Genomic DNA, 25,697 nt, shown 5'->3' with positions numbered 1-25,697 from the left:
TCCAGGCATTGCCAGAGGAACCCTAAGTGGCTAGGGGATGGCGCGTCGGGGAGTAGCGCAGTCTGGTAGCGCGCCTGCTTTGGGAGCAGGATGTCGCAGGTTCAAATCCTGTCTCCCCGACCATCTCCATCATCATCTTGCCAATCGTAAGATTGGACTGCGTCATCGACGTTTCCACGTCTTCCGCATGGCTGCTGGAGGCCTGCCGACGGGAAGAACTGAAAGATCCTGCCCTCGACAAGCGCATGCTTCGCCTAACAGTATTCAGTCAGTTAGCGCGCAAGCGTTCTGCGTCCGCTACCAAAGGCACCGCCGGTGACTGCATTGACAGTGGTCGTTCGCACGTTTCCAGGGCTGCTACGGGGCTCAATAGAAGATTGACTATTTTCCAGCCCCGCCGCTTCCCGACCCTGGCACTGAAATCCCAGGAGCGCACCACATTGCCCTTCTTGCTCCAGTCGCTGACGGTGCAATAGGCTTCAACCTGAAGGTCACGGCTATCAGGCATTCGATCCATGTACATGTTGTTCAAGTAATGGCGCCAGCATCCCTTGCCATGCTCCCGAACCAGATCGGGAAGCCGCGCGATTTCAGCGCGGCCGCAAAACGTACCGAACCTTGGCGCTTCCACACATCCGTCTTCGGGGAAAAGCTCGATCCACTCTTTGGTCATGTTACGATCCAGCGCATGACAAAAGCGGCTGAGCAGGTCTTGCACTTCCAGGCGGGTTTGCAGGTCTATTGCGGAAAATGATATGCCCATGCGTCTCTCCTGTCTTGCAGCTATCTTATAATCGCATGCGCGCGGGCGCAATTGTTATCGCTGAGAGCCTCCCGCATGCTCGCGGGCTTGAAATCGGGAGTGCTCGCTTCCTTATAGGAGGCTGGTGGTTATACATGTTGGAAGGGCGTTGATGCCACCGGGAGAGGACGTGCCATGACTTCCGATCGATCGCGCAAATGGATGTGGGGCGACGCTGTAGTGCTGCTCGACCAGATGCAGCGCCTCAACCATCAGGGATTTGCACCGGGGCGTGCGGCGGGAGGCGGAGCCAACTGGGAGCCGCCAGCCGACATGCTGGAAACCGATCATGAAGTGCTGGTGCTCGTTGCTCTGCCAGGGGTAGATGTTGAACAGACCGAAGCGATCATCGAGGACGGTATGCTGGTCGTGCGCGGCCGCAGAATATTGCCGGCGGAACTGCGGACTGCCCGGATCCATCGCCTCGAGCTTCCTCAAGGGCGGTTCGAGCGGCGGCTTCCGCTACCCGCCGGGCGCTATGACGCAGTCCATCGGTCGAGCGTCAATGGTTGCTTGCTGGTGACGCTGCACAAGGCGAGCAGGGGAGGAGCGCGGCGATGACCGACCTCTTCACCAGTGGCGGACAACCCGGCGCGCCTGCGGCGGGGGAAGACGCACAGGCTGCAATGGCGGCGCTGCCTTCCGACGCGATCATCGTGGTGCCGGTCCGCAATTTCGTCATGTTTCCCGATGTCGTGATGCCGTTGACGATCGGGCGCCCTGCTTCCGTGAACGCCGCGCAGGCAGCGGTGCGTCAGGGGTTGCCCGTCGGCGTGCTGACGCAGCGGGACTCTGAGGTGAACGACCCCGGCGCGCTCGACATGCACCGGATGGGTACCGTCGCTAATGTGCTTCGGTACATCACGGGACAGGACGAAACGCATCATCTGATCGTTCAGGGCGAGGCACGGTTTCGCGTCATCGAGTTCCTCAGCGGCTGGCCCTTCCTGGTTGCCCGGATCGAGCGTATCGCAGAACCCGCGGCCGATGGAGCTGCCATAGAAGCACGCTTGATTCATCTTCGCGGGCAGGCGCTGGAAACGGTGCAGATCCTTCCGCAGGCTCCACAGGGCCTGGCCGACGCTATCCGGAACATCGGCTCCGCGGCTGCCCTGGCCGATATGGTGGCCGCTTATCTGGACGTCACGACCGATGAGAAGCAGGAGATCCTAGAGACACTTTCGCTCGAACAGCGGATGGACCGCGTTTCCCAACTGCTCGCCCAGAGGCTGGAGGTCTTGAGGCTGTCCGCCGAGATCGGACGCGATGTGCAGGAGAAGCTTGGCAACCGCCAGCGAGAGGTGCTGCTTCGCGAACAAATGGCCGCCATTCAGCGCCAGCTTGGCGAAGACGAAGGCAACTCCGCTGAAATCGCAGAGCTTCGCGAAGCGATCGCGAAAGCGGCGATGCCGGAGGACGTCGAAAAGCAGGCGACGAAGGAGTTGCGGCGACTGGAGCGCATGCCTGAAGGCGCTGCCGAACATGGCATCATCCGGACATATCTCGACTGGCTGATCGAATTGCCTTGGGCGTTGCCGGAAGCGAAACCGATCGACATCGGAGAGGCCCGCGCCGTGCTGGACGCGGATCATTATGGCCTCGACAAGATCAAGCGGCGGATCGTCGAATATCTGGCTGTCCGCAAGCTGGCACCGGGCGGCAAGGCGCCGATCCTGTGCTTCGTCGGCCCTCCCGGAGTGGGCAAGACGTCGCTGGGGCAATCGATCGCAAGAGCCATGGGCCGCGCCTTCGTGCGAGTCAGTCTGGGCGGCGTCCATGATGAGGCGGAAATCCGCGGGCACAGGCGGACCTACGTCGGCGCCATGCCTGGCAACATCATCCAGGCGATCCGGAAGGTCGGCACGCGGGATTGCGTGATGATGCTGGACGAGATCGACAAGCTGGGCCGTGGTATTCAGGGCGACCCGTCAGCAGCGATGCTTGAGGTGCTCGACCCTGAGCAGAACGGGACGTTCCGCGACAATTACCTCGGCGTGCCCTTCGATCTCAGCCGCGTGGTGTTCATTGCCACTGCCAACATGCTGGACACGATACCGGGGCCGTTACGTGACCGCATGGAGATCATCTCGCTTGCGGGCTATACCGAGGAGGAGAAACTCCACATTGCCCGCAACTATCTGGTGCAGCGGCAGCTTGAGGCGAACGGCGTGACGGCCGGGCAAGTCGAGGTCGACGATGACGCACTGGGCGCGATCATTCGCCACTATACTCGGGAGGCGGGCGTCCGGAACCTGGAGCGGGAGATCGGCAAGACGATCCGAAGCGCCGCCGTCAGAATTGCCGAGGGCAGCGAAACGCATATTCGAGTGACCGAGGCGGAACTGGAGCCCGTGCTGGGCGGCAGGCTCTTCGAAAATGAGGTTGCGCAGCGCACCAGCGTGCCGGGCGTTTCGACGGGCCTGGCATGGACGCCGGTGGGCGGCGACATCCTGTTCATCGAGGCTACGAAAATGCCCGGCGCTGGAAGGCTCATCCTGACGGGGCAACTGGGCGACGTCATGAAGGAAAGCGCGCAGGCAGCGCTTAGTCTCGTGAAAAGTCGAGCGGAGAGCCTGGGCATTGACGCGGAGCCCTTCGAGAAAAGCGACATCCACGTGCATGTCCCTGCAGGCGCCACACCCAAGGACGGGCCGAGCGCCGGCGTTGCGATGTTCATGGCGCTGACATCTCTGCTGACCGGCAAGGCGGTGCGCAGCGATACCGCCATGATGGGGGAGATATCGCTCCGGGGATTGGTGCTGCCTGTCGGAGGTATCAAGGAGAAGGTCGTAGCGGCTGCGGGGGCCGGTATCACCCGCGTGATGCTGCCCGCGCGCAATCGCCGCGACTATGACGATATTCCGATCAACGCGCGTGAGAAACTGGAATTCATCTGGCTGGAGAAGGTCGAGGATGCGATCGAGAGCGGACTGAATCCCGTTGGGGAGGCTCAGCCAGAGGTCATATAGTCCCGCGTCAGCGGGAGGGCTTCGCGTCGGCGCGTGAGCTGAATCTGGAAGTTGAGATGCGCATCATGCTCGAAGGCGACGATCGCCCCTGCCAGATAGAATTGCCACATCCTGAAGAAACGCTCGTCATAGAGATCGACGATGGCCTGCCGCCCGGTGGTAGTTCGCGCATACCAGTGGCGCAACGTCCGGGCGTAGTGGAGACGCAGCACTTCGATGTCCGTGATCCATAATCGCGCGTCCTCGACTGCCGGAGCGATCTGGCTCAGCGCAGGAACATAGCCACCGGGGAAGATGTAGCGGGCAAGCCAGCGGTCGGTCGGGGCGGGGCCGTCCGCACGCCCGATCGTGTGCAGCAGCATGACGCCGTCCGGTTTGAGCAAGCGGCGGCAATGGTCGAAGAAGGTGCGGTAATGCGGCGGGCCGACATGCTCGAACATGCCCACGGACACGATCCGGTCGAACTGGCCGCTGACGGCCCTGTAATCGAGCAATTCGAACGTCAAGCGATCGGCAACGCCCGCTGTAGTTGCGCGCTCGCGCGCCACGCTCAATTGCTCCTGAGAGAGGGTGATGCCCAGCACATCGACGTCTGCGACCTTGTTGAGATACAAGGCCATCCCGCCCCAGCCGCACCCTATGTCGAGCACGCGCAGGCCAGGCCGCAGCGCCAGCTTTGCCGCAATATGCGCCTTCTTGGCGGCCTGCGCTTCCTCAAGACCGATGCCCGGATCGGGAAAATAGCCGCAGCTATATTGAAGGTCGTCGTCCAGGAACAACCGATAGAGCCGGTCGGACAGGTCATAATGATGCGCGACGTTGCGCCGCGACCGCCGTTGCCAGTTCCATGTATCGAGCCGCCCGAGATGCCGCCATGGGCGCCAATGTCTCAGGCGCACCGCGTCATCGTCATCCCAATGCGTGTTCAGCCCGATGAGGTCGAGGAAAGAGAGGATGTCGCCTCGCTCGACCACCATCCTCCCGTCCATATATGCTTCGCCAAGTTCGAGCGCGGGATTGAACGTGGCCCGGCGCGGCGTCGCCCTGTCGGTGAACCGGATGCAGACGGGCGCTACGGGGCTGGTCTGATCGCCAAAACGATACCTCCGGCCGCGGAAGTCGACGACCTCGAGCGCACCCTTTTGGATCAGAGTCTTCAGAAAGCGGCCGAAGAGTTGCATGGCGGGAGGCTATGGCAGTCCTGCCGGGGTTGCAAATCAAGCCTCCATATCGCCCTCAAGCTTCTGCCGGGATCGCGCTCAGGCGAGGACGCGCCGCGCAAACTCTTCGCCCAGGCGCACGCCTGTCGCGTCGACGGTGTGGCCAAGGCCGGGAATGCTGTGGTCGGTCACATCGAATCCAAGCCGATGAAGCTCGCGCTTCGCCTCCTGTAGAGCAGCGAAGGGCACCACAGGATCGTCCGTACCATGCACCAGCATGATCGGCGGCCGGCTACGGACCTTGCCCGCCAGACCCGCCGCGTCAGCGATCATGCCCGAATAGCCCAGGATGCCGGCAAGCGGACGCTCCCGGCAGGGGCCGACATGCAAAGCCATCATCGTCCCCTGGCTAAAGCCGATCAGCAGGACCTTGTCCTCCGATAGCCCATGTTCGGCGAGCTGCCGATCGATGAATGCGTCGAGCGCTGGAGCCGCACGCGCAGCGCCTGCGGCAAGTGCGGGCCGGGTGAAGGCCGACAACGCCCACCACTGATATCCGCCGCTGACGCCCGGACACCGCTCCGGCGCATTCGGCGCAATGAACAGCGCGTCCGGGAAAGCATGGCGCCAGTGCTGCGCGAGCGAAATGAGATCGGCGCCGTTCGATCCATAGCCATGCAATAGTATGATGATCTGACGAACTGCCCGCCCCGAAGCGGGTGAGATGCTGGGCCCATGGAGAGATGTCACTGACGTCATGGATACTCGCTATGGCATGATAATCGGCTGGAGCACAGCCAATGTAAGTGGAGATATGCCGGAAACCAAAGCGATCGGGCCATTTGAGAGGAACAAGGCGGCCGGCGACTTGTTCGTGCGCATACAAGCCGCATCACAGGAGACCGACATGGCCATTGCGCAAGGCCCGAACGACCCGGACGAAAAGCCGGAGGCAGCGGACGAAGAAGAAGAGATGGAAGAAGCACAGGAAGACGCTGCGCATGAGCGTGAAGAAGAGGGCGGCTATCAGTAAGCTTCGCCCTCTATGACGATCATCGCGAGCCAGTCGATCTCCGGCTTCCTTGCCGACCTGTCTTCTACGAGTTCATCGCCGGGATCCGGCGCGGCGGCTGCGGTGACGCTCTCGACGGCCGCCGCCTTGGCCCGCAAAGCCTTGGCGATAACGTTGAAACACGATCCTGAAAACCAACGGCTGGTTGAAGCAGACCGGCAATTGCTCGGGATCGTTGAAGCAGCCCTTGCAGGAGCGGATGAAGACTCCGCATTGTTTGCTGATTTGATAGCCATGCAACAGGCCGAACCGGTCCAGTCTGGTGACGTGGATCTACAGGCGCGGCGACTGGTGGAGCTGGCGGAGCGGCTCATCGGGTTGGGAGCGGAACTCACGGCCCTCGTCCGATCGGTTTCCGATGACGTGAGCGAGACCATGAAGAACGATGTCCTTGCGGCGCTGGCGTTATGCGAAAGCGCGACGCTGATCCTGCGAGCCAACGCCACAGAGAACGCGCGCCTCGTTGGCAACTCTGCTCATATCGGGTGAGCGCGGCAGGCAGTCGGAAACTTTCCCAGCGTGGCCCGTTCTTTCGGGCATGAGGTAAAGCCGGTTCATCAGGACAAAAGACATGCAATCACCTGACCCCAATAATCCTGCTCCGGGTGACGCCACGCAGCCGGGCCCCGCCGGAATAGGGGAAAACATCTGTCCGCGCTGCAATGGTTCCGGACAAGTCGAGGACGCCAAGTGCGAATATTGCGACGGCCATGGCAAGGTCATGGAGGGGATCGCCGGCGCTTAGTCCGCCACCAGAACCACTGGCGGATCCCCCGGCTGCCAGGGGTCCACCCGGAGCATGGCATTCCGGAACAAAGCGGATTGCAGATGACGATCCAGCCAGTGCTGCACCTGCGGCAACGGCAAGCCATCGAAGAAGCTGCGATCGGTTTCGGCAAATTGACGGACGAATGGCATGACAGCCATGTCGGCAAGCGACCGCTGTTCGCGCATCAGGTTACTGCCGGATTGCAGCCGTTCTTCCAGGCCGGCGAGGATCGTCGCACCGGCCTCACGGTGCTCCTTCGGATCACTCCCATGGCGCGACGGATATTTGTAGCGATCAAGGTGATGTTTGAAGGGGCCATCGTTGGTCGCGATGATCGTAGCGGCGTCACCCTGAAGCCAGCCTTCGGGGTCATTGCGGCGAAGCGCCCACTGCATGATGTCGATGCTCTCATCCAGAACCGCGCCGCTCGTTTGGACGAGCACAGGAACGGTCCCCTTCGGCGAAGCGGCGATCATCGCATCGGGCTTTTTGGAAAGCTTCACCTCGCGCAGTTCGCAGGGCGTGCCGCTCACCAGCAGGGCCATTCGTGCGCGCATCGCATAGGGGCATCTGCGGAAACTGTAGAGGACGGGGTATGGCATCGGCGGGGCGTGTGCGGGTCAACCCTCGCGCAGCTTCGCCGCCAGCGCCGCGATTTCCTCTGGTTCCAGCAGCCATGTTCTCGTCTTCCGTCCTTCGCGGGCGACCGGGTGCGTGAGGAGAACTCTGGCGGCCTGCTGATGCTGCGGCTTCAACGCTGCAAAGTGCCGGGCACATTCGCGGATGTTCGCGATCAACGGCGCCTTGCCATCAAGGTCGATGAGCGTTGCGGCTTGTTCCCAGGCTACTTCAGTCAAGTCTCATTCCTTCATTCGTCGCAACCGCTGGTACGGACGGATGCCCGCTGTTCGAGCGAATGGCAAGATCGCGGTGCTGCCTAACGCATATGCTGCATCATCTCATCGGGACCCATCTGCATGCCATGATTGAGATGCGCCATGATCCAGATCGAGCCGAGCACCACCAGCAACACGATCAGGACACCAAAAGCCAGGGCTATTACATTGTTGGTGTTGTCGGGGCCAGTCGTGATGTGGAGGAAGAAGACGAGGTGGACACCCATCTGGGCAACCGCCAGCACCACGATGGCCGTGGGCACTGCGGGTCTCCACACCAGATCGGTCCAGCCAACCCAGAACGAAGCTGCCGTCAGCAGCGTCGCCAATCCCAACCCCAGCAGATAGCCGCGAACGCCGCCCGCCGGTTCATGTGCATTGACATGCTCTTCGCCCGGGGCGCTGTCGTCGACATCCTGTTCTTCCCTGCTCATAGGCCGCTTCCCAGAAGATAGACGATGGAAAATACGCCGACCCAGATGATGTCCAGCGCGTGCCAGAAGAGATTGAAGCACAGCAGCCGCCGCCGGATGTTCGGCTTGAACCCCTTGACTGCGATCTGCGCCATCATGGTCCCCAGCCACAGCAGCCCGACGCCGACATGCAGGCCGTGCAGGCCCACCAGTGCGAAGAAGGAGGAAAGGAAAGCACTGCGTTGCGGACCGGCGCCTTGTTCGATCAGTTCGGCGAACTCCTGCACTTCGATGACCAGGAACGCGAAGCCCAGCAGGCCCGTGACCAGCAACCACAGCTGCGTGGCGCGCATGTCCTTTTTCTCTGCCGCGATGCTCCCGAGGCCGCAGGTGAAACTGGACAGGAGCAGCAGCATCGTTTCGATGGCGACTCGCCCCAGGCCGAAGATGTCACGGCCGCGGGGACCGCCTGCCGTCTCTCCCGCCAGCACTGCATAAGCAGCGAAGAACGCCGAGAACATGACGATGTCGGAAAGCAGATAGATCCAGAAGCCGTAGCTTACGATGACGCGCTTGGATGCGGGGCCACCTTCGCCATGACCCGTCGCCGCAGCGCCGTGACCGCCATGGCCGCGTCCCAACGCATAGGGGTCCCGCGGATTGTGGCTGGCGCTGAGTTCGGCGGGATGCGCGGGGCTGCTGCTCATGCAGGAGTCTCCCCGCGTTCGGCCAGCCAGCTCTGCCGCGCCGCGCGCCTTGCGCGGTCCACCCGCGCGACTTCCTCGGCAGGCACGTCGAATTCTTCCTCCTCGCGCCAGGCGAAGACGACGAACGTGGCGTAGGCTCCGATGAACCCGACCGCGGCCAGCCACCAGATATGCCAGATCAGCGCGAACCCGATCAGCGTTGCGAAGAAGGCGGTGATGATGCCGGTCGGGCTGTTGCGCGGCATCTCGATGGCTTCATATTCGGGTTCCGGGCCCAGCCGCTGTTCTTCGATGGCCCGCTGCTTGATGCCCCAATAGGCTTCTTCGCCATGAACCTGGGGCAGGACGGCAAAGTTGAAGAAGGGGGGCGGGGAGGAGGTTGACCATTCGAGGCTCCGGCCGTCCCACGGATCGCCGGTGACATCCTTCAGGCGTTCACGGTCCCTGATGCTGACCACGAGCTGCACGACCTGCGCGGCTACCCCCAGCATCATGAACCCTACGCCGACTAGCGCGACGTGCAGCCATGGCACCCATTCATCGACCTCGATATGCTGGAGCCGCCGCGTCATGCCATCCAGCCCCACGACATAAAGCGCGCCGAACGTCAGCACGAACCCGATGAGCGAGGGCCAGAAGGCGATATGGCCCCACTTCTCGTCCAATTGAAACCCGAACGCTTTGGGGAACCAGAAGGTGTATCCCGCGAACGCTCCGAACACGACGCCGCCGATGATGACATTGTGGAAGTGCGCCACCAGGAACATCGAATTGTGGAGCATGAAGTCGGCGGGCGGAACCGCCAGCAGCACGCCCGTCATGCCCCCGATGACGAAGGTGATCATGAAAGCGAGGGACCAGAGCATCGGCGTCGGGAAGCGGACGCGACCGCCATACATCGTGAACAGCCAGTTGTAGATCTTCACGCCTGTTCCGACCGCGATGACCGAAGTGGCGATGCCGAAGGCGGCGTTGACGTCCGCGCCTGCGCCCATGGTGAAGAAGTGATGCAGCCAGACGAGGAAGGAAACGACCACGATGAACAATGTCGCGGCCACCATCGATCGGTAGCCGAACAGCGGCTTGCCTGAAAAGGTCGAGAAAACCTCTGAGAATATGCCGAACGCGGGTAGGATCAGGATGTAGACTTCCGGATGGCCCCAGGCCCAGATGAGGTTCACGAACATCATCATGTTGCCGCCCGCTTCGTTGGTGAAGAAGTGGAAGCCCATGTAACGATCGAGCGTCAACATCGCGAGGGTCGCGGTGAGGATCGGGAAAGCGGCCACGATCAGCATGTTAGAACCCAGGGAGGTCCAACAGAACATCGGCATCCGCAGATAGGACATGCCCGGCGCGCGCATCTTGAGGATCGTCGTGACGAGGTTGATCCCTGACATCAACGTCCCCACGCCCGATATCTGGATCGCCCATAGATAATAATCCACGCCGACGCCCGGAGAGTATGTCGTCTCGCTGAGCGGCGCATAGGGCAACCAGCCGGTACGTGCGAACTCACCGATGACCAGGCTGACGTTGACTAGCAACGCGCCCGCCGCCGTCAGCCAGAAGCTGACCGAATTGAGGGTCGGAAAGGCCACGTCGCGGACGCCCAATTGCAGTGGCAGCACGAAATTCATCAACCCGATGACGAAGGGCATCGCTCCGAAGAATATCATGATCGTGCCGTGCGCGGAAAAGATCTGGTCGTAATGATCGGGATTGAGATAACCCTGCGCCCCGCCGACAGCCATGGACTGCTGTGTGCGCATCATGATGGCGTCGACAAATCCCCGGATCAGCATCAGCAGCGCCAGCATGATGTACATGATGCCGATCCGCTTGTGATCGACGCTGGTGATCCACTCATGCCACAGGTAGGGCCAATAGCGCTTGCTTGTCACCCAGCCGAGCACACCGAGCAGGCCGACGAGCACTATCGCCGCTGCGACGAGCGGAATGGGCTCGTCGAACGGGATCGCCGACCAGTCGAGTTTACCGAGCATCATTTCCTCTCCGGCGGATCATGCGACACATGTGGATCGCCGCCGCGGCCCTGTTCGGGCCCAGGCGCGGGCTTGAGCTTCTGCGTGACGATCGCCTCGAACAGTCGCGGCTGCACTGCTCCATAGGCACGAGCGGGCACGTCGAGGCTCTGCCGTGCGAGATCGGCATAGCCGCGTGAGTCCAGCACGGCGCCTTTCCCGCGTGTCCCGCTCACCCAGCCATTGAATTCGCCCACCGGCACCGAACGTACGCCGAAGTTCATGTCGGAGAAGCCGTCTCCACTGAAATGCGCCGACTGTCCGTACATGATCGCGGGCCGGTCGGCGCGCAGGTTCAACTCCGTCTCCATCCGGTTCATCGTATAGATCATCGACCCGAGGCGAGGGATGAAGAAGGTGTTCATTACGCTGCCCGAGGTCAGTCGGAAATGCACTGGCCGCCCCACTGGCAGTACCAACATGTTAACCGTCGCAATACCTTCGCGTGGGTAGATAAACAGCCATTTCCAGTCGAGCGACACGACCTGCACCTCCAGCGGAGGCATTGCCGAGGGAATCGGGCGGCGCGGATCGAGATCGTGGCTGCCGACCCAGATGACGCCGCCCAGGAACAGGATGACCAGGATCGGTATAGACCAGACGATCATCTCGATGCGGCCGGAATATACGAAATCGGGCCGATATTTTGCGCGCGGGTTCCCGGCTCTGAACCACCATGCAAAGGCGATGGTTGCGATGATCGTGGGGATGACGATCGCCAGCATGATCGTCAGGGCATTCAGCAGGATCGTGCGGTTGGCGGCCGTCACCGGACCTTCCGGCGCGAGGATACTGGCTGGCGAACAGCCCATCAACGCCAAGACCGATAGAGCAGCGCACGCAATTCTGCGTCTGGGGCGAGCCTGGACTTTGTACACCAATCGTCCTCCCGCACCGACTATTGGAGGTCGCCAGATGCAGGCACTTTATCCTATGTAAGCCCTGCAACCGCTTGGGGGAGCGGCGTCAAGGCCAATAGCATATTTTAAGGTCGAAGCTAAGAGAAACCGCGGAACGCCTTCCGAAGCATGTTCCGCCAAGAGTACAAAAAAGGGCGAGCCACATAGCGTGGCCCGCCCTTTTTCGTATTATGCGCCAGGCGCGAGATTACATCGCGTTAGCGGCGTTCTCGGCACTGTTCTCGACCGCATTTGCAGCGTTCTGCGTGTTGTCAGCGGCGTTTTCCATCGCGTTTGCAGCGTTTTCAACGACATTTTCGACAACTGCGTTCGAAGCGTTCGCGGTCTCGTTCTTCGGGGTCTCACCGCAAGCGGCGAGTGCCATCAGGCCGGCCGAAGCGAAAACAACAGCGATCTTCTTCATCTTGTATGGCTCCCATAGCATTGGCACGCGACAGGTTTTTATGCCCTTACGCGAGCGACCCGCTTTAGTGTCTGCTTGACACAAATCAACGGTTAATTGTCGTCGATGAAACGACTGAATCATGCGACGACACGTTCTCTACTACAGGAGTTTACTTTCCGCGCAAACTTTCTCGTGCGTTTGCGGCGATTGAGAGAGTGGTCGTCCATGCCGCCACATTCTGCGCAAGCTGCTCCGGATCGATCTTGTCCAGAGTGTCATCGGCCGTATGATGCAGGTCGAAATAGCGGGTGCCGTCCTGCTGGAGATCGATGACGGCAACGCCGCTATCGACCAATGGCTGGATATCCGCGCCGCCTTGCGCCGCCTGTTTGCTTGGCCCGACGCCAAGTGGCGCCAGCCCTGCCGTGATCCTGTCGGCAAGGGCAGCATGGCCATCGGGCAGCTTGAAGTCGACCCGCCACACGCGGTCTGCACCGAAGTCGGATTCCAGGGCCAGGACATGGGGATCGTTTCGATGCGCCGCAAAATAGGCCTTGCCGCCGAAAGCGCCGACTTCCTCGGCACCGGCCAATAACAGGCGGATCGTCCGGCGCGGGCGGCCGCTGCTCATGATCTGCTTTGCCGCAGCTGTCACTATGGCGCATCCCGCCGCGTCATCTATAGCGCCGGTGCCAAGATCCCAACTGTCGAGGTGGCACGCGGCGACGATGATGCCTGCATCGCTATCCGTGCCGGGAACTTCGGCAATGACATTGCCCGAAGTCTGCTCGCCGATGAAGCGCGGCGTGAGCACCATCGATACGCGCACCGCCTTGCCGCCCTTGGCCGAGGCCTTCTCCAGCATCCGGTGCAGGTTTTCCGCGTCCGGGACCGATAGCGCAGCGGCAGGGATCGGGGTCACTCCGGCAGCCCAGTTCTGTACTCCGGTATGCGGCGTGCGGTGGCTGTCGGTGCCGATCGAACGGATCAGGATCGCGGCAGCGCCTTTTTTTGCTGCTATGCTGGGGCCTTCCCGCCGGACCCCGCCGAAATAGCCGTAGCTCGACCCGTCCTGCGTCGCCTTCATGGCATGGTTCACGAACGCGATCTTGCCCTTCAGGCTGCCTTCCGGCGCGGCCTTGAGGGCGTCCAAGCTCGGGAAGTTGACGACTTCCGCTTCAAGGCCTGCGTGTCCAGTCGATCCGCTGTTCCCTAAAGCGGTAATGACGAGCGGCTGTGGGAAAGGAGCAATCACTTGCGCCGTCTCGATGCCGCGGACCCAGGTGGGCATCTGATAAGGCTCGATCCGCACATTGGCGAAGCCCAGCGCCTTCAATCGCTTCACGGCCCAATCGCGTCCTCGCGCTTCGAGAGGAGTCCCCGCCGGACGAGGGCCGACTTCGGTGGTGATATCCTCCACGAAATCCCAGGCGACCTTGTCTTTCAATTCGGCGTCTCGCAGCGCCGCGGGACCTGCCGGAGCAGCGATGGACGGGGCCGCCATGGACAAGGCGAGCGCGAGCGGGATCAGTCTGATTTTCTGCATGGTTGAAGGGTAGCGGCCATCTGCCTATTTGCCAATATCCACGCGCTCCGCTAACCGGGCGCCAAACCCAGACAATTTGATCCGACAAGCGAAGAGATTTCTCACATGGCCGTCCAGTATAGCTACGTCATGAAGGGCCTGACCAAGACCTTTCCGGGCGCGAACAAGCCCCTGTTCAATAATATCCACCTGCAATTCCTGCCGGGTACGAAGATCGCCATCATCGGCGTCAACGGCGCGGGTAAATCGACGCTGATGAAGGTCATGGCCGGGTACGACAAGGACTTCACTGGCGAGGCATGGGCGGCCGAGGGCCTGCGCGTAGGTTATCTGGCGCAGGAGCCGCAGCTCGACAACAGCAAGACCGTCAAGGAAAACGTCATGGACGGCGTACGCCCCGTCGCTGACATGATGGAGCGCTTCAACAAGATCAGCGAGATCATGGGCGATCCGCCGGAGGACGCCGACTTCGACGCGCTGATGGAGGAAATGGGCACGCTCCAGGAGAAGATCGACGCGGTTGACGGCTGGACGCTCGACAACCAGCTTGAGATCGCGATGGAAGCATTGCGCTGCCCGCCGGGCGACTGGGGCGTCGAAAGCCTCTCGGGCGGTGAAAAGCGCCGCATCGCGCTCTGCCGCCTGCTGCTCGAAAAGCCGGACATCCTGCTGCTCGACGAACCGACCAACCATCTCGACGCGGAGAGCGTGCAGTGGCTGGAACAACATCTTATCAACTACACCGGCAACGTCATTCTCGTCACCCATGACCGCTATTTCCTCGATAATGTCGTGGGCTGGGTGCTCGAACTCGATCGCGGGCGCGGCATTCCTTATGAGGGCAATTACTCCGCATGGCTGGATGCGAAGGCCAAGCGGATGGAACTGGAGGAGCGCGAGGACGCCGGACGCCAGAAGGCGATCAAGGAAGAGCTGGAGTGGATACGGCAATCTCCCAAGGCCCGCCAGACCAAGAGCAAGGCGCGTATCCGTGCGTTCGACGAATTGGTCGAGAAGCAGGAAAACCGCGCGCCCGGCAAGGCGCAGATCGTCATCCAGACTCCCAAGCGTCTCGGTGGCAAGGTGATCGAGGCACATGGCCTGACCAAATCCTATGGCGACAAGCTGCTGTTCGAAGGATTGGACTTCCTCCTGCCGCCCGGTGGCATCGTTGGTGTGATTGGACCGAACGGTGCGGGCAAGTCGACTTTGTTCAAGCTGATCACCGGGCAGGAACAACCTGACGACGGCGAAATCCAGGTCGGCGAGACCGTCCAGCTTGGCTATGTGGATCAGAGCCGTGACTCGCTGGACGCCAATCACAACGTCTGGGAGGAAATCTCCGGCGGCCATGACTTGATGACCATCGGCAAGCACGAGATCCAGACGCGGGCCTATGTGGGCGCCTTCAACTTCAAGGGACCGGACCAGCAGAAGAAGGTCGGGCAGCTTTCAGGCGGTGAACGCAACCGCGTCCACCTCGCCAAGATGCTGAAGGAGGGGGGCAACGTCCTCCTGCTCGACGAACCGACCAACGATCTGGATGTCGAGACCCTGCGCGCGCTGGAAGATGCGCTGGAGAACTTCGCAGGCTGCGCCGTGGTGATCAGCCATGACCGCTTCTTCCTCGACCGTCTCGCCACGCACATTCTGGCGTTCGAGGGCGATAGCCATGTCGAATGGTTCGAAGGCAACTTCGAAGCTTATGAGGAAGACAAGCGCCGCCGTCTGGGCGATGCCGCCGATCGCCCGACGCGTCTGGCCTATAAAAAACTGACTCGGTAACGGCGGAATGCAGCTTGCTCTGTGCTCCTGCGAAAGCAGGAGACCAGGGCGGGACGCGCAGGCTTAGCTGCCTACTTCCGACTAGCCATGCCCCCGAAGGTGACGATGCTTTCGGCTCCGCTGGCGCTTATCGCGGAGACGCCGATGAAGGTGTCGTCGACGATCACGTCCTTCAACAGCGTTTCGGTTGCTTGCCTGACGATGCGGCTGTCGGTCCAGTCCTGCGCATCCGCCCTACGCCATTGGACCCGGTACGCCGCCGCGCCCGGCACGGCGTCCCAGCTTACCTTGGTGTCGGAGGATAAAGCGCCGTCCAGGCTAACGGTGGCCGGTGCGGCCGGCGCGCTCGCGAGTTCCCGCAGGACGGCGACGTTCAGCGCTGTCACCTTGGCCAGATAGGGGAAATCCATTGCGGCTACCGTATCGCCATATTCGCGGCCGCTTTCGGCGCGGAGGTCCTGATGCTGCCGATCGTAGTTCTCGACCCCAACGGAAAAGCGGACGGCGGGATAGCCCGCCTGCAACAAAGGTGTGTGGTCTCCCCCACGCCCGAAGCGGTCGGGGCGGCGCACCGCGAATACATCCAGTCCTATGGCAGGATTGCCCTCGGCGATAGCGTCGATCTTTTTGGCGAGCGACCGCGAAGGGCTGTCGTCTTCCCCGCCGATCCCGCGCCGCGTCAGCGCCGCCTTGATGTCCTCTGCCGAGCGCGTGCCTTCCGAGAACACCCTTACGCGGCCATCTACGATGCTGCCATTCTGCCCCAGCGTGTTGCCGACGATGTCATTGTTCAGCATCGCCCGGACCTGCCATCCGCGCGTCCTGGCTGTCGCCGAGAGTAGCTGTCCGCCCCAAAGACCCTGCTCCTCGCCGGACAGCAGCGCGTAAACGATGGTCCCATCGAACTTCTCGCCCGCCAGCACGCGGGCGGCTTCGATCACCAAAGCGGATCCGGAGCCATTGTCGTTTGCGCCCGGCGCGTCGCTGGTGGCGTCCATGACGTCACTCACGCGGCTGTCGATGTGCCCGGCGACGATGACGACATGCTTGGGATCACCCGTGCCCCGTTGAATCGCGAGCACGTCGACCACCTCGACCCCGTCCGGCGCACGCGGGCCGCTGAAGCGGTCGGCCACTGTTTCGATCATGAGGCATCCGCCGCAGCTCTTTGAAATTCGCGAGAATTCCGCAGCGCTCCATTGTCGCGCTGCGCCGATGCCGCGCTTCGGATCGGTAGCGGATGACAGCGTATGCCGGGTGCCAAAGCCGACGAGCTTCTCCACCGTCGCCTTCAATCTCGCCGGATCGGGCGCCTTCTGGGCGAGGACAGGGGTGTGAATAAGAGCCAGGGCCGTGGCTGTGATGAGGTGGCGCATCGTCATGAAGCAGTTGTGCAACGCTGCACCTGGCTTGGCAATGCCTGCAAGTTCTTCAATCGGCTGTAGAAAGGAACCAGTGTTGATCGGCCTGAAGCCCGATCGCCGTCAGCCGCCCGCTCATATAGGCGCCTGTATCGATGCCGATGCGATTGGAATGCTCATCTACTGCCGGTGTAATCGTGTGCCCGTGGATGACGACCTTGCCGAACGCCTCGCTGCTTTTGAGAAAATCGGCGCGTATCCATCTGAGATCATGTGGTTCTTGTCCATTCAGGGGCACGCCGGGGCGGATGCCCGCATGCACGAAGATATAATCGCCGATCTCCACCATGTCGGAAAACGCGTCGAGGAAATCCACATGCGCTCGGGGTATGTTGGCCAGCATCCAGCTGGTCAGATGCTCAGCTTTCATTGCGGCATAGTCGGCTTGGCTCAAGCCGTAGCTGTGCAATGTTTCCTGCCCGCCGATGCGGCAGAAGAAGCGCGTGGCGGCAACCTCGCCCCGGGCGGCGCGGATGAATATTTCCTCGTGATTGCCTTTAAGGAAATGCACCGCGCTGGACTGGGAGAGTTGCATCGCGAGTTCCACCACCTTTCGCGATTGAGGCCCTCTGTCGACAAGATCCCCAAGCAAGATCAATTCAGTAGGGCAGGGTATTGAGTCAGCATCATCATTGTCGATCCGTCGCAGCAGGTCGATCAGCAGGTCCGCGCGGCCATGAATGTCGCCAATGGCGTAGACGCGCTTGTTTTCGCCGATACTCGCAGGGCGCGTTTCGGGAGCCTCTTCGGCAGGCGCGGAGGCGGGTTCGACGGACCTACGAAACAAGCGCAGCATAGCGCTTGGCTAACTCAAAGCTTGGGGAGCGTCACGCCCTTTTGTCCCATATATTTGCCTGCGCGATCGGCATAGCTCGTCTCGCACGGTTCATTGCCCTCCAGGAACAGGAACTGGCATGCGCCTTCATTGGCGTAGATCTTGGCGGGCAGGGGAGTCGTGTTGGAAAACTCCAGCGTCACATGCCCCTCCCAACCGGGTTCGAGCGGTGTCACGTTCACGATGATGCCGCAACGCGCATAAGTGGACTTGCCGAGGCAGATCACCAGAACGTCGCGCGGCACCCGGAAATATTCGACCGTCCGGGCCAGCGCAAAGCTGTTCGGCGGGATCACGCACACGTCGGTCTTGCGATCGACGAAGCTGTTTGCCGCGAAATCCTTCGGATCGACGATGGCGCTGTCGACATTGGTGAAGATCTTGAAATCATCGGCAAGCCGGGCGTCGTAGCCGTAGGAGGAGAGGCCATAGCTGATGCAGCCGTCGCGCCGCTGGCTCTCCACGAACGGCTCGATCATGCCGTTTTCCGTGGCCTGACGCCGGATCCACTTGTCGGATAATATGCTCATCGATCGTCCTTCTCTGGGCCGATGCCAAGGTCCGCCGGACCGAAGGCGTGGGGTAGCAGATCGACCACCCGATGTTCCTGCATGGTGTCACCGGCCGGCGCAACGCAATAGATGGCGAGTTCCCGTCCCGCCATCTGCTCGACTTCGTTCATCACCTGACGGCATCGCCCGCAGGGTGTGACGATCGCGGGCCCTGCCAGGGCGTCGATCGCCCCCCCGCAGACTGCAATCGCGGCGACGTCACGCATCCGCCCCTGCGCATTGACCGTAGCGAGCGCCACCGTCTCTGCGCACAGCGACAGGCCATAGCTGGCATTCTCGAAATTGCTGCCCGTCACGATGCTGCCGTCGGTCAACGCAACCGCAGCGCCCACCGCGAATCGGCTATAAGGCGCATGGGCATGGGCCATCGCTCCGCGAGCGGCTGCGATCAATGCGGCTCTATCGACGGGGGGGAATGGAGGGCTGCTGGTCATGGTGCTACGACGTCCCATTCCACCGGGGCATCGATGCCGTCAAGATGCCGCATATCGGACGCTGTCCACATCACCCACGGGCGCCCTGCATAGTCCGGGGCGACGAAGTTCCCCTCCAGCCAAAGGGTCCGATAGATGCCGCTGCCGATCCGGTAGCGCTCCTCGAAGCTTTTGGAGAGGCGGACCACAGCCTGCTGGCCGGCGTGCGTTTCTATCAAGTTCAGGAACGTGTTGAGCTGCGAAAGCACTGCATCGCGGCCGGGGCGACGGCCGCAATTGGGCGTGAAATCGAGGCGGACGACAGGCGGCAGTGCGGCGTTGTCGCGCGGCACAGTCGCTACGAAGAGCGTCGCCTGATCCACTGCCCTGTCGCAGAGGTTGAACATATGTATGGCGCCATAGCGCAGCCCGGCATCGCGCGCGCCGGCCCAGTTCGCGCTGAAAGCCTTGTCACGCCGGCCCGCGCCCGCTGTAGCCAAGATATAGGCGAAGTCGGCGTGGCGGGCGCGAAGGGTGCGCCAGTCGAGCGGCCCGTTGGCTTCGCTGACCGAGATACCCTGCATGGGATATTCGTCGCGGGATGGCGCCCACCGGATCGCATATAGCCAGCCGCCGCCGATTAACGCCAGTATCAGCACCACGATAACGGCGAGTCGACCAAGCGTGCCGCGATAGGTGCGGCTGTGTTTTTGACGTAACAACAATAATTTATCCCTTGATGTGCAGAACGCACAATAAGGTGAAGAGCCGTCGGGCCGTATCGAAATCGACGTCGATCTTGCCGTCCAGCCGTTCCTTCAGGATCTCCGCAGCATCGTTGTGGATGCCTCGCCGGGCCATATCGATCGTTTCGATCGTCTGCGGTGTCGCGGCCCGGATCGCCTGGTAATAGCTGTCGCAGATCGCGAAATACTCGCGGATCGGGCGGCGGAACCGCGCAAGACCCAAGATGATCGTCTCCAGCGGCGTACCGTCTTCGCGGCCTATGTCGATCACCAGACGGCCTTCCTCGACTCCCAGACGTACCTTGTACGGCCCGGCATAGCCGTCCGCATGCTGGCGTTGGGGCGCGAAATGATTTTCTTCGAGCAGGTCGAAGATCGCGATGCGCCGTTCCTGCTCCACATCGGCGTTGCGCCAGATGATCGTTCGCTGGTCCAGCTCGATATCTATGATGCGGGAGTCTGCCATGTCGGATTGCTGTCACTGCGGCGGGCGGTGAGCAAATGCAAGGGACAAGCAGCGCCCCACATCTTATCCACAGCTTGCCCACAAGCCGTCCACAGCGCCCTGCCGCATCGCTCTTGCCCCGGTCGCCGAACAGGAGGATGATGGCGGCATGGTCGAGCCTATGATGAAAGTGGTCTCCGGCGGAGAAACGCCGGTTCAGGAACTGCCGCGCAATGTCGAGGCGGAAGCGGCGCTGCTTGGCGCGCTGATGATCGACAACCGCATTGCCGAAGACGTTCAGATGAAGCTGCGCGCCGAGCATTTCTTCGAGCCGCTGCATGGCCGGATCTACGATGCGATCATGCGGCTGCTTGAAAAGAACATGGTCGCGAATCCGGTGACGCTGAAGCCGATGGTCGAGCAGGACCCGGCGCTGAAGGAGCTTGGCGGCGCGGCCTATCTGGCGCAGCTGACGGGGAACGGGGCGGCGCTGATCGGTGCGCGTGACTTCGCGACGCAGATCTATGATCTTGCGCTCCTGCGAGAGCTTGTCGGAGTCGGCCGGGAACTCGTTGAAAATGCTCTGGATACCAGCGAGGACGTAGATCCGCGTGCGCAGATCGAGGCGGCGGAAGTCGCGCTCTACAAGGTGTCCGAAGGGGAAGGGGAAACCGGCTCGGTCAAGAGCTTCCTGACGGCCAGCACGCTTGCCGTGAAGCAGGCCGAGCGGGCACTGAACAGCGGCGGCCATCTGTCGGGGATCACCACGGGTTTGAGTTCATTGAACGAGAAAATCGGCGGCCTGCATAATTCCGACTTGATGATCCTGGCGGGCCGTCCGGGCATGGGCAAGACGTCGCTCGCCACCAACATCGCCTACAACGCGGCGTCGCGCTGGGTGCGGGACGATGCCGAGGGAATCGATCCGGCCAAGAACATGGGCGCCAAGACGGCGTTCTTCTCCCTCGAAATGTCTGCCGATCAGTTGGCGACCCGCGTGCTTGCCGAGCAATCGGGCATCAGCGGCGAAGCGCTGCGCATGGGCAAGATCAGCCATGCGGACTTCCAGAACCTCTCCCGCGCCGCACGCGAGTTGCAGGACCTGCCGCTGTTTATCGACGACACTCCCGGCCTTACCATTGCCGCGTTGCGCACCCGCGCTCGCCGTTTGAAGCGGCGGCATGACATCGGCTTCATCGTCATCGACTATCTCCAGTTGCTGCAAGGTACGGGCAAGGGCGGCGACAATCGCGTGCAGGAAATTTCTGAAATATCCCGTGGTTTGAAGACCTTGGCCAAGGAACTTCATGTGCCTGTGCTGGCACTGTCGCAGCTGAGCCGTGCCGTCGAGCAGCGCGAGGACAAGCGGCCACAGCTCTCCGACCTTCGCGAATCCGGCTCGATCGAGCAGGATGCCGACATGGTATGGTTCGTGTTCCGCGAGGATTATTATGTCTCCGCCAAGCAACCGCGCGACGTGGAGAGCGAAGAACATCGGGTCTGGGCCGAGGAGATGGAAAAGGTCTACGGCCTTGCCGAATTGATCGTGGCCAAGCAACGTCACGGCTCCACCGGCCGCATCCGCATGAAGTTCGATGCCAAGATCACCAAGTTCAGCGACCTTGCCGAGGACAGCTATGGCGCGATCGCCTATGAATAAGAGGCTATGGCTTCTCTCGCTTGCGATGATGCTGGCGCCGGCCGCATCGCCGGCGGCCTTGTCGCCGACGCTCGCCAGCAGCAGCGCGCCATCTCTGAAGGCTGGCCAGTTCCTGTGGGACGACAGCGACGGCGGGACGGACCCGCTGGCCATCATGGTCAGCATCGATCGGCAGCATCTATATGTCTATCGGGGCGAGCGGCTGATCGGACTGTCCACTGTCTCCACCGGGAAACCGGGCAAGAACACGCCCATGGGTGAGTTCCGCATCCTGCAGAAGAACGTCTTCCACCGCTCGAACCTCTACAGCAATGCGCCCATGCCCTATATGCAGCGGTTGACGTGGACCGGCATTGCCATTCACGGCGGCCAACTGCCCGGCTATCCGGCCTCGCACGGTTGCATCAGGGTGCCGCTGGCGTTCGCAAAGAAGCTGTTTGCCGCGACGGACATGGGTGACATCGTAAGTGTGTCCGATGGCCAGAGCGGCCCGTTCCTGCGCGTGGAAGTCGATTATGCGGCGCTGCCTGGCGATGGCCGCCCCACATGGACCGACAACAGGGGGCGGGACGTCCAACTTGCTTCGGCCGCGCCCTCCGAGGGATCGGTTAAGAGTGCCCCTGCGCCCACCCCTGAGGCCGTCGTTCCGGAAGATCCCAAGCCCGTGCGCTTGGCGCTCGATACCAGAGCCCTGAGCACGCCCGATACAGTAGCGTCGGCTGCGGCGCCTGCAGACCCATCAAAGCCGCACTGGCTGGTGCCCTTCTATAACGATCCGCCAAGCAGCAGCCGTTAGCCAGCGGCGCGGTGGAGCGTTGCAGTCGTCTCGAAAAGCGCGCGGGTTGATGGATCGGTGTTTGCCAGCAAGGCGCTGATCCTGTCGCGTAGAGCCGTCTCGCCGGAACCGTCGTCAAACGCCATTGCCCATCGGCCGAACTGGCGTTCTTCCAGCATGCGCTCGTTCAGTAAGACGATGCCGTTATGTCTCGTGTCCTTGCTAATCCGGTCGAATAGCGCGCGCACCGTCTGCTGCTCTCCTTCGATGGCTTGAAGGAAGCGTTTGGTATTGAAAAGCAGCGCTCCCGTCACATTCAGGCGACGATTGTTGATCCGCGCCTTGGCAAGCAGGAGGTTGCAATCGTCGAGCGTCATGACGACGCGGGCGCTGCTGATATACGTCAGCTGGAATAGTTCAGGCACAGGGCTGCTCCCTTCGGTAGGTGCAGCCGAGATACCCTGGAAAAGTTAATGCAGCGCTAGGTCCTTGGAAAAACTACCCTAACTTGCATCAACTCCCAACAATTAGAATGCAGGCAGGTTCGCGGGATCTTCCGGATCGACGGCCGGAATGGGCGAGTGAATGCCGCATTCCACCTTGTCCCATCCACGCCAACGGCCAGCGCGCGGATCTTCGCCCGGCAATACCTTGGACGTGCAGGGTTCGCAGCCTACTGACAGATAGCCCTGTGCCTCCAGCGGATGACGCGGCAGATCGTTTGCCTCGAAATAGGCTTCCAGCTCGTCCTTGGTCCAGTCGCCCAGCGGGTTGAGCTTCATCTGGCCGTCTTCGACCTGGAAACGGGGGATATTCTGCCGGGTCGCGGCCTGAAAAGCCTTGCGTCCGGAGATCCAGGCGTCCAGCCCGCGCTTGGCGCGCGCCAGCGGCTCGACCTTGCGGATGGCGCAGCAGCCATCGGGATCGTAGGACCAGCGCAGGCCGGTCTCATCCTTCTTGGCCAGCACGTCTGGATCGGGAACCACGGTGTCGCTGTGGCGAATGCCGAAGCGCGCCACCAGTTCGTCGCGATAGGCCAGCGTTTCGGGAAACATCTTCAGCGTATCGACGAAGATCACCGGAACCTCCGGATCGGCCTGCGCCACCAGATGCAGCAGCACGGCACTTTCCGTTCCGAAGGAGGAGACGGTCGCGATCCGCCCTAGCGTCTTTTCGGTAAACAGCGTCCGCAGCATCGTCAGCGTGTCGACGCCCGCGAATCGCGCGTTCAGAGCATCGGCATCGGCCTGCGTAAACACTGGGCGAGCGTCAATTATGTCTATCTTGCGTGCGGCCTCACCCATTTGCTGTCTCCGGGTGGCGCTTGGCCCAGACGGGCGTTCGGCCATCGATGGTTTTTTGATATACGTCGTCATAGCGGGCGAGCGTCGCATCCACGACGGCCTGATCGAAAGGATGATCGGGCTGAAAGCTGTCGAAACCGCAACGGCGCATCGCGACAAGCTGATCCACAAGCACGTCGCCTACAGCGCGCAATTCGCCGGTATAGCCTGCTTCCCGCAGGATACGCGCCGCCGAGTAGCCGCGCCCGTCGCCAAACGCCGGGAAGTTCACTTCCACGAGCGAAAGGCGGTCCAGCATCGGCAGCAATTCGCGTGCGTCTTCGCCCGGCTCGACGCGGACCGCGGTTGCGTTCGTCTGGCCCGCAATGGCTTCGAGCGTGACGGTCGGCTCCTGCGCGGGTTCGTCATCGCGAAATGACAGAAAATCAACCATATAGCGCGTCCTTGAAAGGCTTCATGCCAAGCCGGCGATAGGTGTCGAGGAAGCGTTCGCCCTCGATCCGCTCACGTACATAGATGTCCGTGACCTTCTCGATGGCATCGACAACGCCGTCTTCATCGAAGCCCGGCCCCGTTATGCTGCCAAGGCTCGCATCTTCCGCGCCGGACCCGCCGAGCAGCAACTGGAAGTTCTCCTTGCCGCGCCTGTCGACGCCCAGAATGCCGATATGCCCGGCATGATGGTGCCCGCAGGCGTTGATGCAGCCGGAAATCTTGAGCTTCAGTTCGCCCAGATCCCGCTGCCGGGCCGGATCGGCGAAGCGCTCGGCGATCTTCTGCGCGACCGGTATGGAACGCGCATTGGCAAGGCTGCAATAATCGAGACCGGGGCAAGCGATGATGTCGCTGATCAGGTCCAGATTGGCTTCGGCAAGGCCCACGTTGTCCAGCGCCTGCCAGACGGTGTGCAGGTCCGCCTTCTTCACATAGGGCAGCACGATATTCTGCGCATGGGTGACGCGCAGTTCGTCCAGCGAGTAGCGCTCGGCCAAATCGGCGATCAGATCGATCTGTGCGGAAGATGCGTCGCCGGGTATGCCGCCAGTGGGCTTGAGGCTGATGTTGACGATCGCGTAGCCCGCCTGCTTGTGCGACTTGACGTTCTGGTCGACCCAAAGCGCGAACGCTGGATCGGAACGGTCGATCTCTTCGGAGAGGCCGGTTTCGTAGGCCGGATCGGCGAAGTAGCTGCGGATGCGGTCAAGTTCGGCCTTCGGTGGATCGAGCGCGAGTTGCTTGATCGCGGCGAACTCTTCCTCGACCTGGCGGCGATATTCGTCCGCGCCCAGAGCATGGATCAGGATCTTGACCCGCGCCTTGTACTTGTTGTCGCGGCGGCCATAGCGATTATAGACGCGCAGGCACGCCTCGACATAAGAGATCAAGTCATCTTCGGCTACGAAGTCCTTGATTTCAGGCGCGACCATCGGAGTACGGCCCATGCCGCCGCCCGCGAATATACGCGCGCCGACCACGTCATCGCGCTTCACGAGTTCGATGCCGATATCGTGCAGGCGCATCGCGGCGCGATCTTCCTGCGTGGCGATCACGCAGATCTTGAACTTGCGCGGCAGGTACGTGAACTCGGGATGGAAGCTCGACCACTGGCGCAGCAGTTCGGCCCAGGGGCGCGGATCGGCGACCTCCTCGGCTGCGACCCCGGCATACTGATCGGACGAAATATTGCGGATGCAGTTGCCGCTGGTCTGGATGGCATGCATCTCGACCGTCGCCAGTTCGGCAAGGATGTCCGGCGCGTCTTCCAGCTTGATCCAGTTATACTGGATGTTCTGCCGGGTGGTGAAGTGCCCGTAATCGCGGTCGTACTTGCGCGCGATATGCGCCAGCATCCGCATCTGCCTGGCGCTCAGCGTGCCATAGGGCACAGCCACGCGCAGCATGTAGGCGTGCAATTGCAGATAAAGGCCATTCATCAGCCGTATTGGCTTGAACTGGTCCTCGGTCAGAGCGCCCGCCAGACGGCGCTTGGTCTGGTCGCGGAATTCCTCGACACGCGCCTCGACGATGGACTGGTCATATTGGTCGTAACGATACAT

29 protein-coding genes and 1 tRNA gene are annotated in these 25,697 nt (G+C 61.7%); 9 read left to right on the top strand and 21 right to left on the bottom strand.

What is annotated here, in order from left to right:
* The first annotated feature begins 46 nt into the window (after window positions 1-46).
* A tRNA-Pro gene (locus tag QHC67_RS08430) sits at window positions 47-123 on the top strand.
* A 145-nt stretch (window positions 124-268) separates the two neighbouring features.
* Here the strand turns inward: QHC67_RS08430 and QHC67_RS08425 are convergent.
* On the bottom strand, window positions 269-763 hold the full coding sequence (locus tag QHC67_RS08425) for a nuclear transport factor 2 family protein (RefSeq protein ID WP_319293167.1): 495 nt from the start codon (window positions 761-763) through the stop codon (window positions 269-271).
* A 174-nt stretch (window positions 764-937) separates the two neighbouring features.
* Between QHC67_RS08425 and QHC67_RS08420 the strand changes: the two genes are divergently transcribed.
* Window positions 938-1,363, top strand: coding sequence for an Hsp20/alpha crystallin family protein (locus QHC67_RS08420; RefSeq protein WP_319293165.1), 426 nt, complete (start codon window positions 938-940; stop codon window positions 1,361-1,363).
* Window positions 1,360-3,771, top strand: a complete 2,412-nt coding sequence (gene lon, locus QHC67_RS08415; protein WP_319293163.1) for an endopeptidase La — start codon at window positions 1,360-1,362, stop codon at window positions 3,769-3,771. Before QHC67_RS08420 ends, lon begins: the two co-directional genes overlap by 4 nt.
* On the opposite strand, the gene QHC67_RS08410 is transcribed toward lon, so the two are convergent.
* Together QHC67_RS08410 and QHC67_RS08405 are read right to left on the bottom strand one after the other, a co-directional pair.
* Window positions 3,753-4,952 carry a cyclopropane-fatty-acyl-phospholipid synthase family protein gene (locus QHC67_RS08410; RefSeq protein WP_319293161.1) on the bottom strand — a complete coding sequence of 400 codons (1,200 nt, stop codon included), beginning with the start codon at window positions 4,950-4,952 and terminating at the stop codon, window positions 3,753-3,755. The genes lon and QHC67_RS08410 overlap by 19 nt on opposite strands.
* A gap of 78 nt (window positions 4,953-5,030) precedes the next feature.
* Window positions 5,031-5,690 carry an alpha/beta hydrolase gene (locus tag QHC67_RS08405; RefSeq protein ID WP_319293159.1) on the bottom strand — a complete coding sequence of 220 codons (660 nt, stop codon included), beginning with the start codon at window positions 5,688-5,690 and terminating at the stop codon, window positions 5,031-5,033.
* Between QHC67_RS08405 and QHC67_RS08400 the strand changes: the two genes are divergently transcribed.
* From QHC67_RS08400 to QHC67_RS08390, 3 genes are all read left to right on the top strand, one after another.
* A complete protein-coding gene (locus QHC67_RS08400) occupies window positions 5,689-5,964 on the top strand; it encodes a hypothetical protein (RefSeq protein ID WP_319293157.1) in 276 nt (91 codons plus the stop codon). The genes QHC67_RS08405 and QHC67_RS08400 overlap by 2 nt on opposite strands.
* Before the next feature lie 12 nt (window positions 5,965-5,976).
* Window positions 5,977-6,492, top strand: a complete 516-nt coding sequence (locus QHC67_RS08395) for a cyclodeaminase/cyclohydrolase family protein (protein WP_319293154.1) — start codon at window positions 5,977-5,979, stop codon at window positions 6,490-6,492.
* 82 nt (window positions 6,493-6,574) lie between these two features.
* Window positions 6,575-6,748: a hypothetical protein gene (locus tag QHC67_RS08390; RefSeq protein ID WP_319293153.1), complete on the top strand. Its 174-nt coding sequence runs from the start codon at window positions 6,575-6,577 to the stop codon at window positions 6,746-6,748.
* Here QHC67_RS08390 and QHC67_RS08385 read toward each other — a convergent pair.
* The 8 genes from QHC67_RS08385 to QHC67_RS08350 form a co-directional block, all read right to left on the bottom strand.
* Window positions 6,745-7,374 (bottom strand): glutathione S-transferase, encoded by a 630-nt coding sequence (locus QHC67_RS08385; RefSeq protein WP_319293151.1) that lies wholly within the window; start codon window positions 7,372-7,374, stop codon window positions 6,745-6,747. The two genes, QHC67_RS08390 and QHC67_RS08385, sit on opposite strands and share 4 nt — an antisense overlap.
* 18 nt (window positions 7,375-7,392) lie before the next feature.
* Window positions 7,393-7,629 (bottom strand): hypothetical protein, encoded by a 237-nt coding sequence (locus tag QHC67_RS08380; RefSeq protein ID WP_319293149.1) that lies wholly within the window; start codon window positions 7,627-7,629, stop codon window positions 7,393-7,395.
* 80 nt (window positions 7,630-7,709) lie between these two features.
* Window positions 7,710-8,102: a cytochrome o ubiquinol oxidase subunit IV gene (gene cyoD / locus QHC67_RS08375; RefSeq protein WP_319293147.1), complete on the bottom strand. Its 393-nt coding sequence runs from the start codon at window positions 8,100-8,102 to the stop codon at window positions 7,710-7,712.
* Entirely contained in the window at window positions 8,099-8,788 is a 690-nt protein-coding gene (gene cyoC / locus QHC67_RS08370; RefSeq protein ID WP_319293145.1) for a cytochrome o ubiquinol oxidase subunit III, read from the bottom strand. The genes cyoD and cyoC overlap by 4 nt, the downstream gene beginning before the upstream one ends.
* On the bottom strand, window positions 8,785-10,794 hold the full coding sequence (gene cyoB / locus QHC67_RS08365; protein ID WP_319293211.1) for a cytochrome o ubiquinol oxidase subunit I: 2,010 nt from the start codon (window positions 10,792-10,794) through the stop codon (window positions 8,785-8,787). Before cyoB ends, cyoC begins: the two co-directional genes overlap by 4 nt.
* Window positions 10,794-11,711, bottom strand: a complete 918-nt coding sequence (gene cyoA, locus QHC67_RS08360) for a ubiquinol oxidase subunit II (protein ID WP_319293143.1) — start codon at window positions 11,709-11,711, stop codon at window positions 10,794-10,796. The genes cyoB and cyoA overlap by 1 nt, the downstream gene beginning before the upstream one ends.
* A 229-nt stretch (window positions 11,712-11,940) precedes the next feature.
* Window positions 11,941-12,156, bottom strand: a complete 216-nt coding sequence (locus QHC67_RS08355) for a hypothetical protein (protein WP_319293141.1) — start codon at window positions 12,154-12,156, stop codon at window positions 11,941-11,943.
* Between the two features lie 151 nt (window positions 12,157-12,307).
* Complete coding sequence (locus QHC67_RS08350; protein ID WP_319293139.1) at window positions 12,308-13,684, bottom strand: M20/M25/M40 family metallo-hydrolase; 1,377 nt, start codon at window positions 13,682-13,684, stop codon at window positions 12,308-12,310.
* 105 nt (window positions 13,685-13,789) lie between these two features.
* Between QHC67_RS08350 and ettA the strand changes: the two genes are divergently transcribed.
* The gene (gene ettA, locus QHC67_RS08345) at window positions 13,790-15,469 is read left to right on the top strand and encodes an energy-dependent translational throttle protein EttA (RefSeq protein WP_319293137.1); all 1,680 of its coding nucleotides are present in this window, start codon (window positions 13,790-13,792) and stop codon (window positions 15,467-15,469) included.
* A 71-nt stretch (window positions 15,470-15,540) separates the two neighbouring features.
* On the opposite strand, the gene QHC67_RS08340 is transcribed toward ettA, so the two are convergent.
* From QHC67_RS08340 to QHC67_RS08315, 6 genes are all read right to left on the bottom strand, one after another.
* Window positions 15,541-16,845 carry a M28 family peptidase gene (locus tag QHC67_RS08340; protein ID WP_319293209.1) on the bottom strand — a complete coding sequence of 435 codons (1,305 nt, stop codon included), beginning with the start codon at window positions 16,843-16,845 and terminating at the stop codon, window positions 15,541-15,543.
* A gap of 55 nt (window positions 16,846-16,900) precedes the next feature.
* Window positions 16,901-17,686, bottom strand: coding sequence for a metallophosphoesterase family protein (locus QHC67_RS08335; protein ID WP_319293135.1), 786 nt, complete (start codon window positions 17,684-17,686; stop codon window positions 16,901-16,903).
* A gap of 14 nt (window positions 17,687-17,700) precedes the next feature.
* The gene (dcd, locus tag QHC67_RS08330; protein ID WP_319293133.1) at window positions 17,701-18,255 is read right to left on the bottom strand and encodes a dCTP deaminase; all 555 of its coding nucleotides are present in this window, start codon (window positions 18,253-18,255) and stop codon (window positions 17,701-17,703) included.
* Window positions 18,252-18,749: a cytidine deaminase gene (locus QHC67_RS08325; protein ID WP_413818510.1), complete on the bottom strand. Its 498-nt coding sequence runs from the start codon at window positions 18,747-18,749 to the stop codon at window positions 18,252-18,254. Before QHC67_RS08325 ends, dcd begins: the two co-directional genes overlap by 4 nt.
* Window positions 18,728-19,360, bottom strand: coding sequence for a glycoside hydrolase family 25 protein (locus QHC67_RS08320; RefSeq protein ID WP_413818512.1), 633 nt, complete (start codon window positions 19,358-19,360; stop codon window positions 18,728-18,730). Before QHC67_RS08320 ends, QHC67_RS08325 begins: the two co-directional genes overlap by 22 nt.
* Window positions 19,361-19,439: 79 nt before the next feature.
* The gene (locus QHC67_RS08315) at window positions 19,440-19,922 is read right to left on the bottom strand and encodes a UPF0262 family protein (protein WP_319293130.1); all 483 of its coding nucleotides are present in this window, start codon (window positions 19,920-19,922) and stop codon (window positions 19,440-19,442) included.
* 148 nt (window positions 19,923-20,070) lie between these two features.
* Here QHC67_RS08315 and QHC67_RS08310 point away from each other — a divergent pair, with 148 nt between their 5' ends.
* Window positions 20,071-21,561: a replicative DNA helicase gene (locus tag QHC67_RS08310; RefSeq protein ID WP_319293128.1), complete on the top strand. Its 1,491-nt coding sequence runs from the start codon at window positions 20,071-20,073 to the stop codon at window positions 21,559-21,561.
* Window positions 21,554-22,357, top strand: a complete 804-nt coding sequence (locus tag QHC67_RS08305) for a L,D-transpeptidase family protein (protein WP_319293126.1) — start codon at window positions 21,554-21,556, stop codon at window positions 22,355-22,357. Before QHC67_RS08310 ends, QHC67_RS08305 begins: the two co-directional genes overlap by 8 nt.
* On the opposite strand, the gene QHC67_RS08300 is transcribed toward QHC67_RS08305, so the two are convergent.
* The 4 genes from QHC67_RS08300 to QHC67_RS08285 form a co-directional block, all read right to left on the bottom strand.
* Window positions 22,354-22,761, bottom strand: coding sequence for a BLUF domain-containing protein (locus QHC67_RS08300; protein ID WP_319293124.1), 408 nt, complete (start codon window positions 22,759-22,761; stop codon window positions 22,354-22,356). The two genes, QHC67_RS08305 and QHC67_RS08300, sit on opposite strands and share 4 nt — an antisense overlap.
* A gap of 102 nt (window positions 22,762-22,863) precedes the next feature.
* Window positions 22,864-23,640 carry a phosphoadenylyl-sulfate reductase gene (locus tag QHC67_RS08295; RefSeq protein ID WP_319293122.1) on the bottom strand — a complete coding sequence of 259 codons (777 nt, stop codon included), beginning with the start codon at window positions 23,638-23,640 and terminating at the stop codon, window positions 22,864-22,866.
* Window positions 23,633-24,073: a DUF934 domain-containing protein gene (locus tag QHC67_RS08290; RefSeq protein WP_319293120.1), complete on the bottom strand. Its 441-nt coding sequence runs from the start codon at window positions 24,071-24,073 to the stop codon at window positions 23,633-23,635. The genes QHC67_RS08295 and QHC67_RS08290 overlap by 8 nt, the downstream gene beginning before the upstream one ends.
* Window positions 24,066-25,697 carry a nitrite/sulfite reductase gene (locus QHC67_RS08285; protein ID WP_319293118.1) on the bottom strand — a complete coding sequence of 544 codons (1,632 nt, stop codon included), beginning with the start codon at window positions 25,695-25,697 and terminating at the stop codon, window positions 24,066-24,068. The genes QHC67_RS08290 and QHC67_RS08285 overlap by 8 nt, the downstream gene beginning before the upstream one ends.

It is taken from the genome of Sphingobium sp. (assembly GCF_033795625.1).
Classification (GTDB): domain Bacteria; phylum Pseudomonadota; class Alphaproteobacteria; order Sphingomonadales; family Sphingomonadaceae; genus Sphingobium.
The sequence above is the reverse complement of the archived record's forward strand: the minus strand, read 5'-3'. Positions and strand labels throughout refer to the sequence as shown.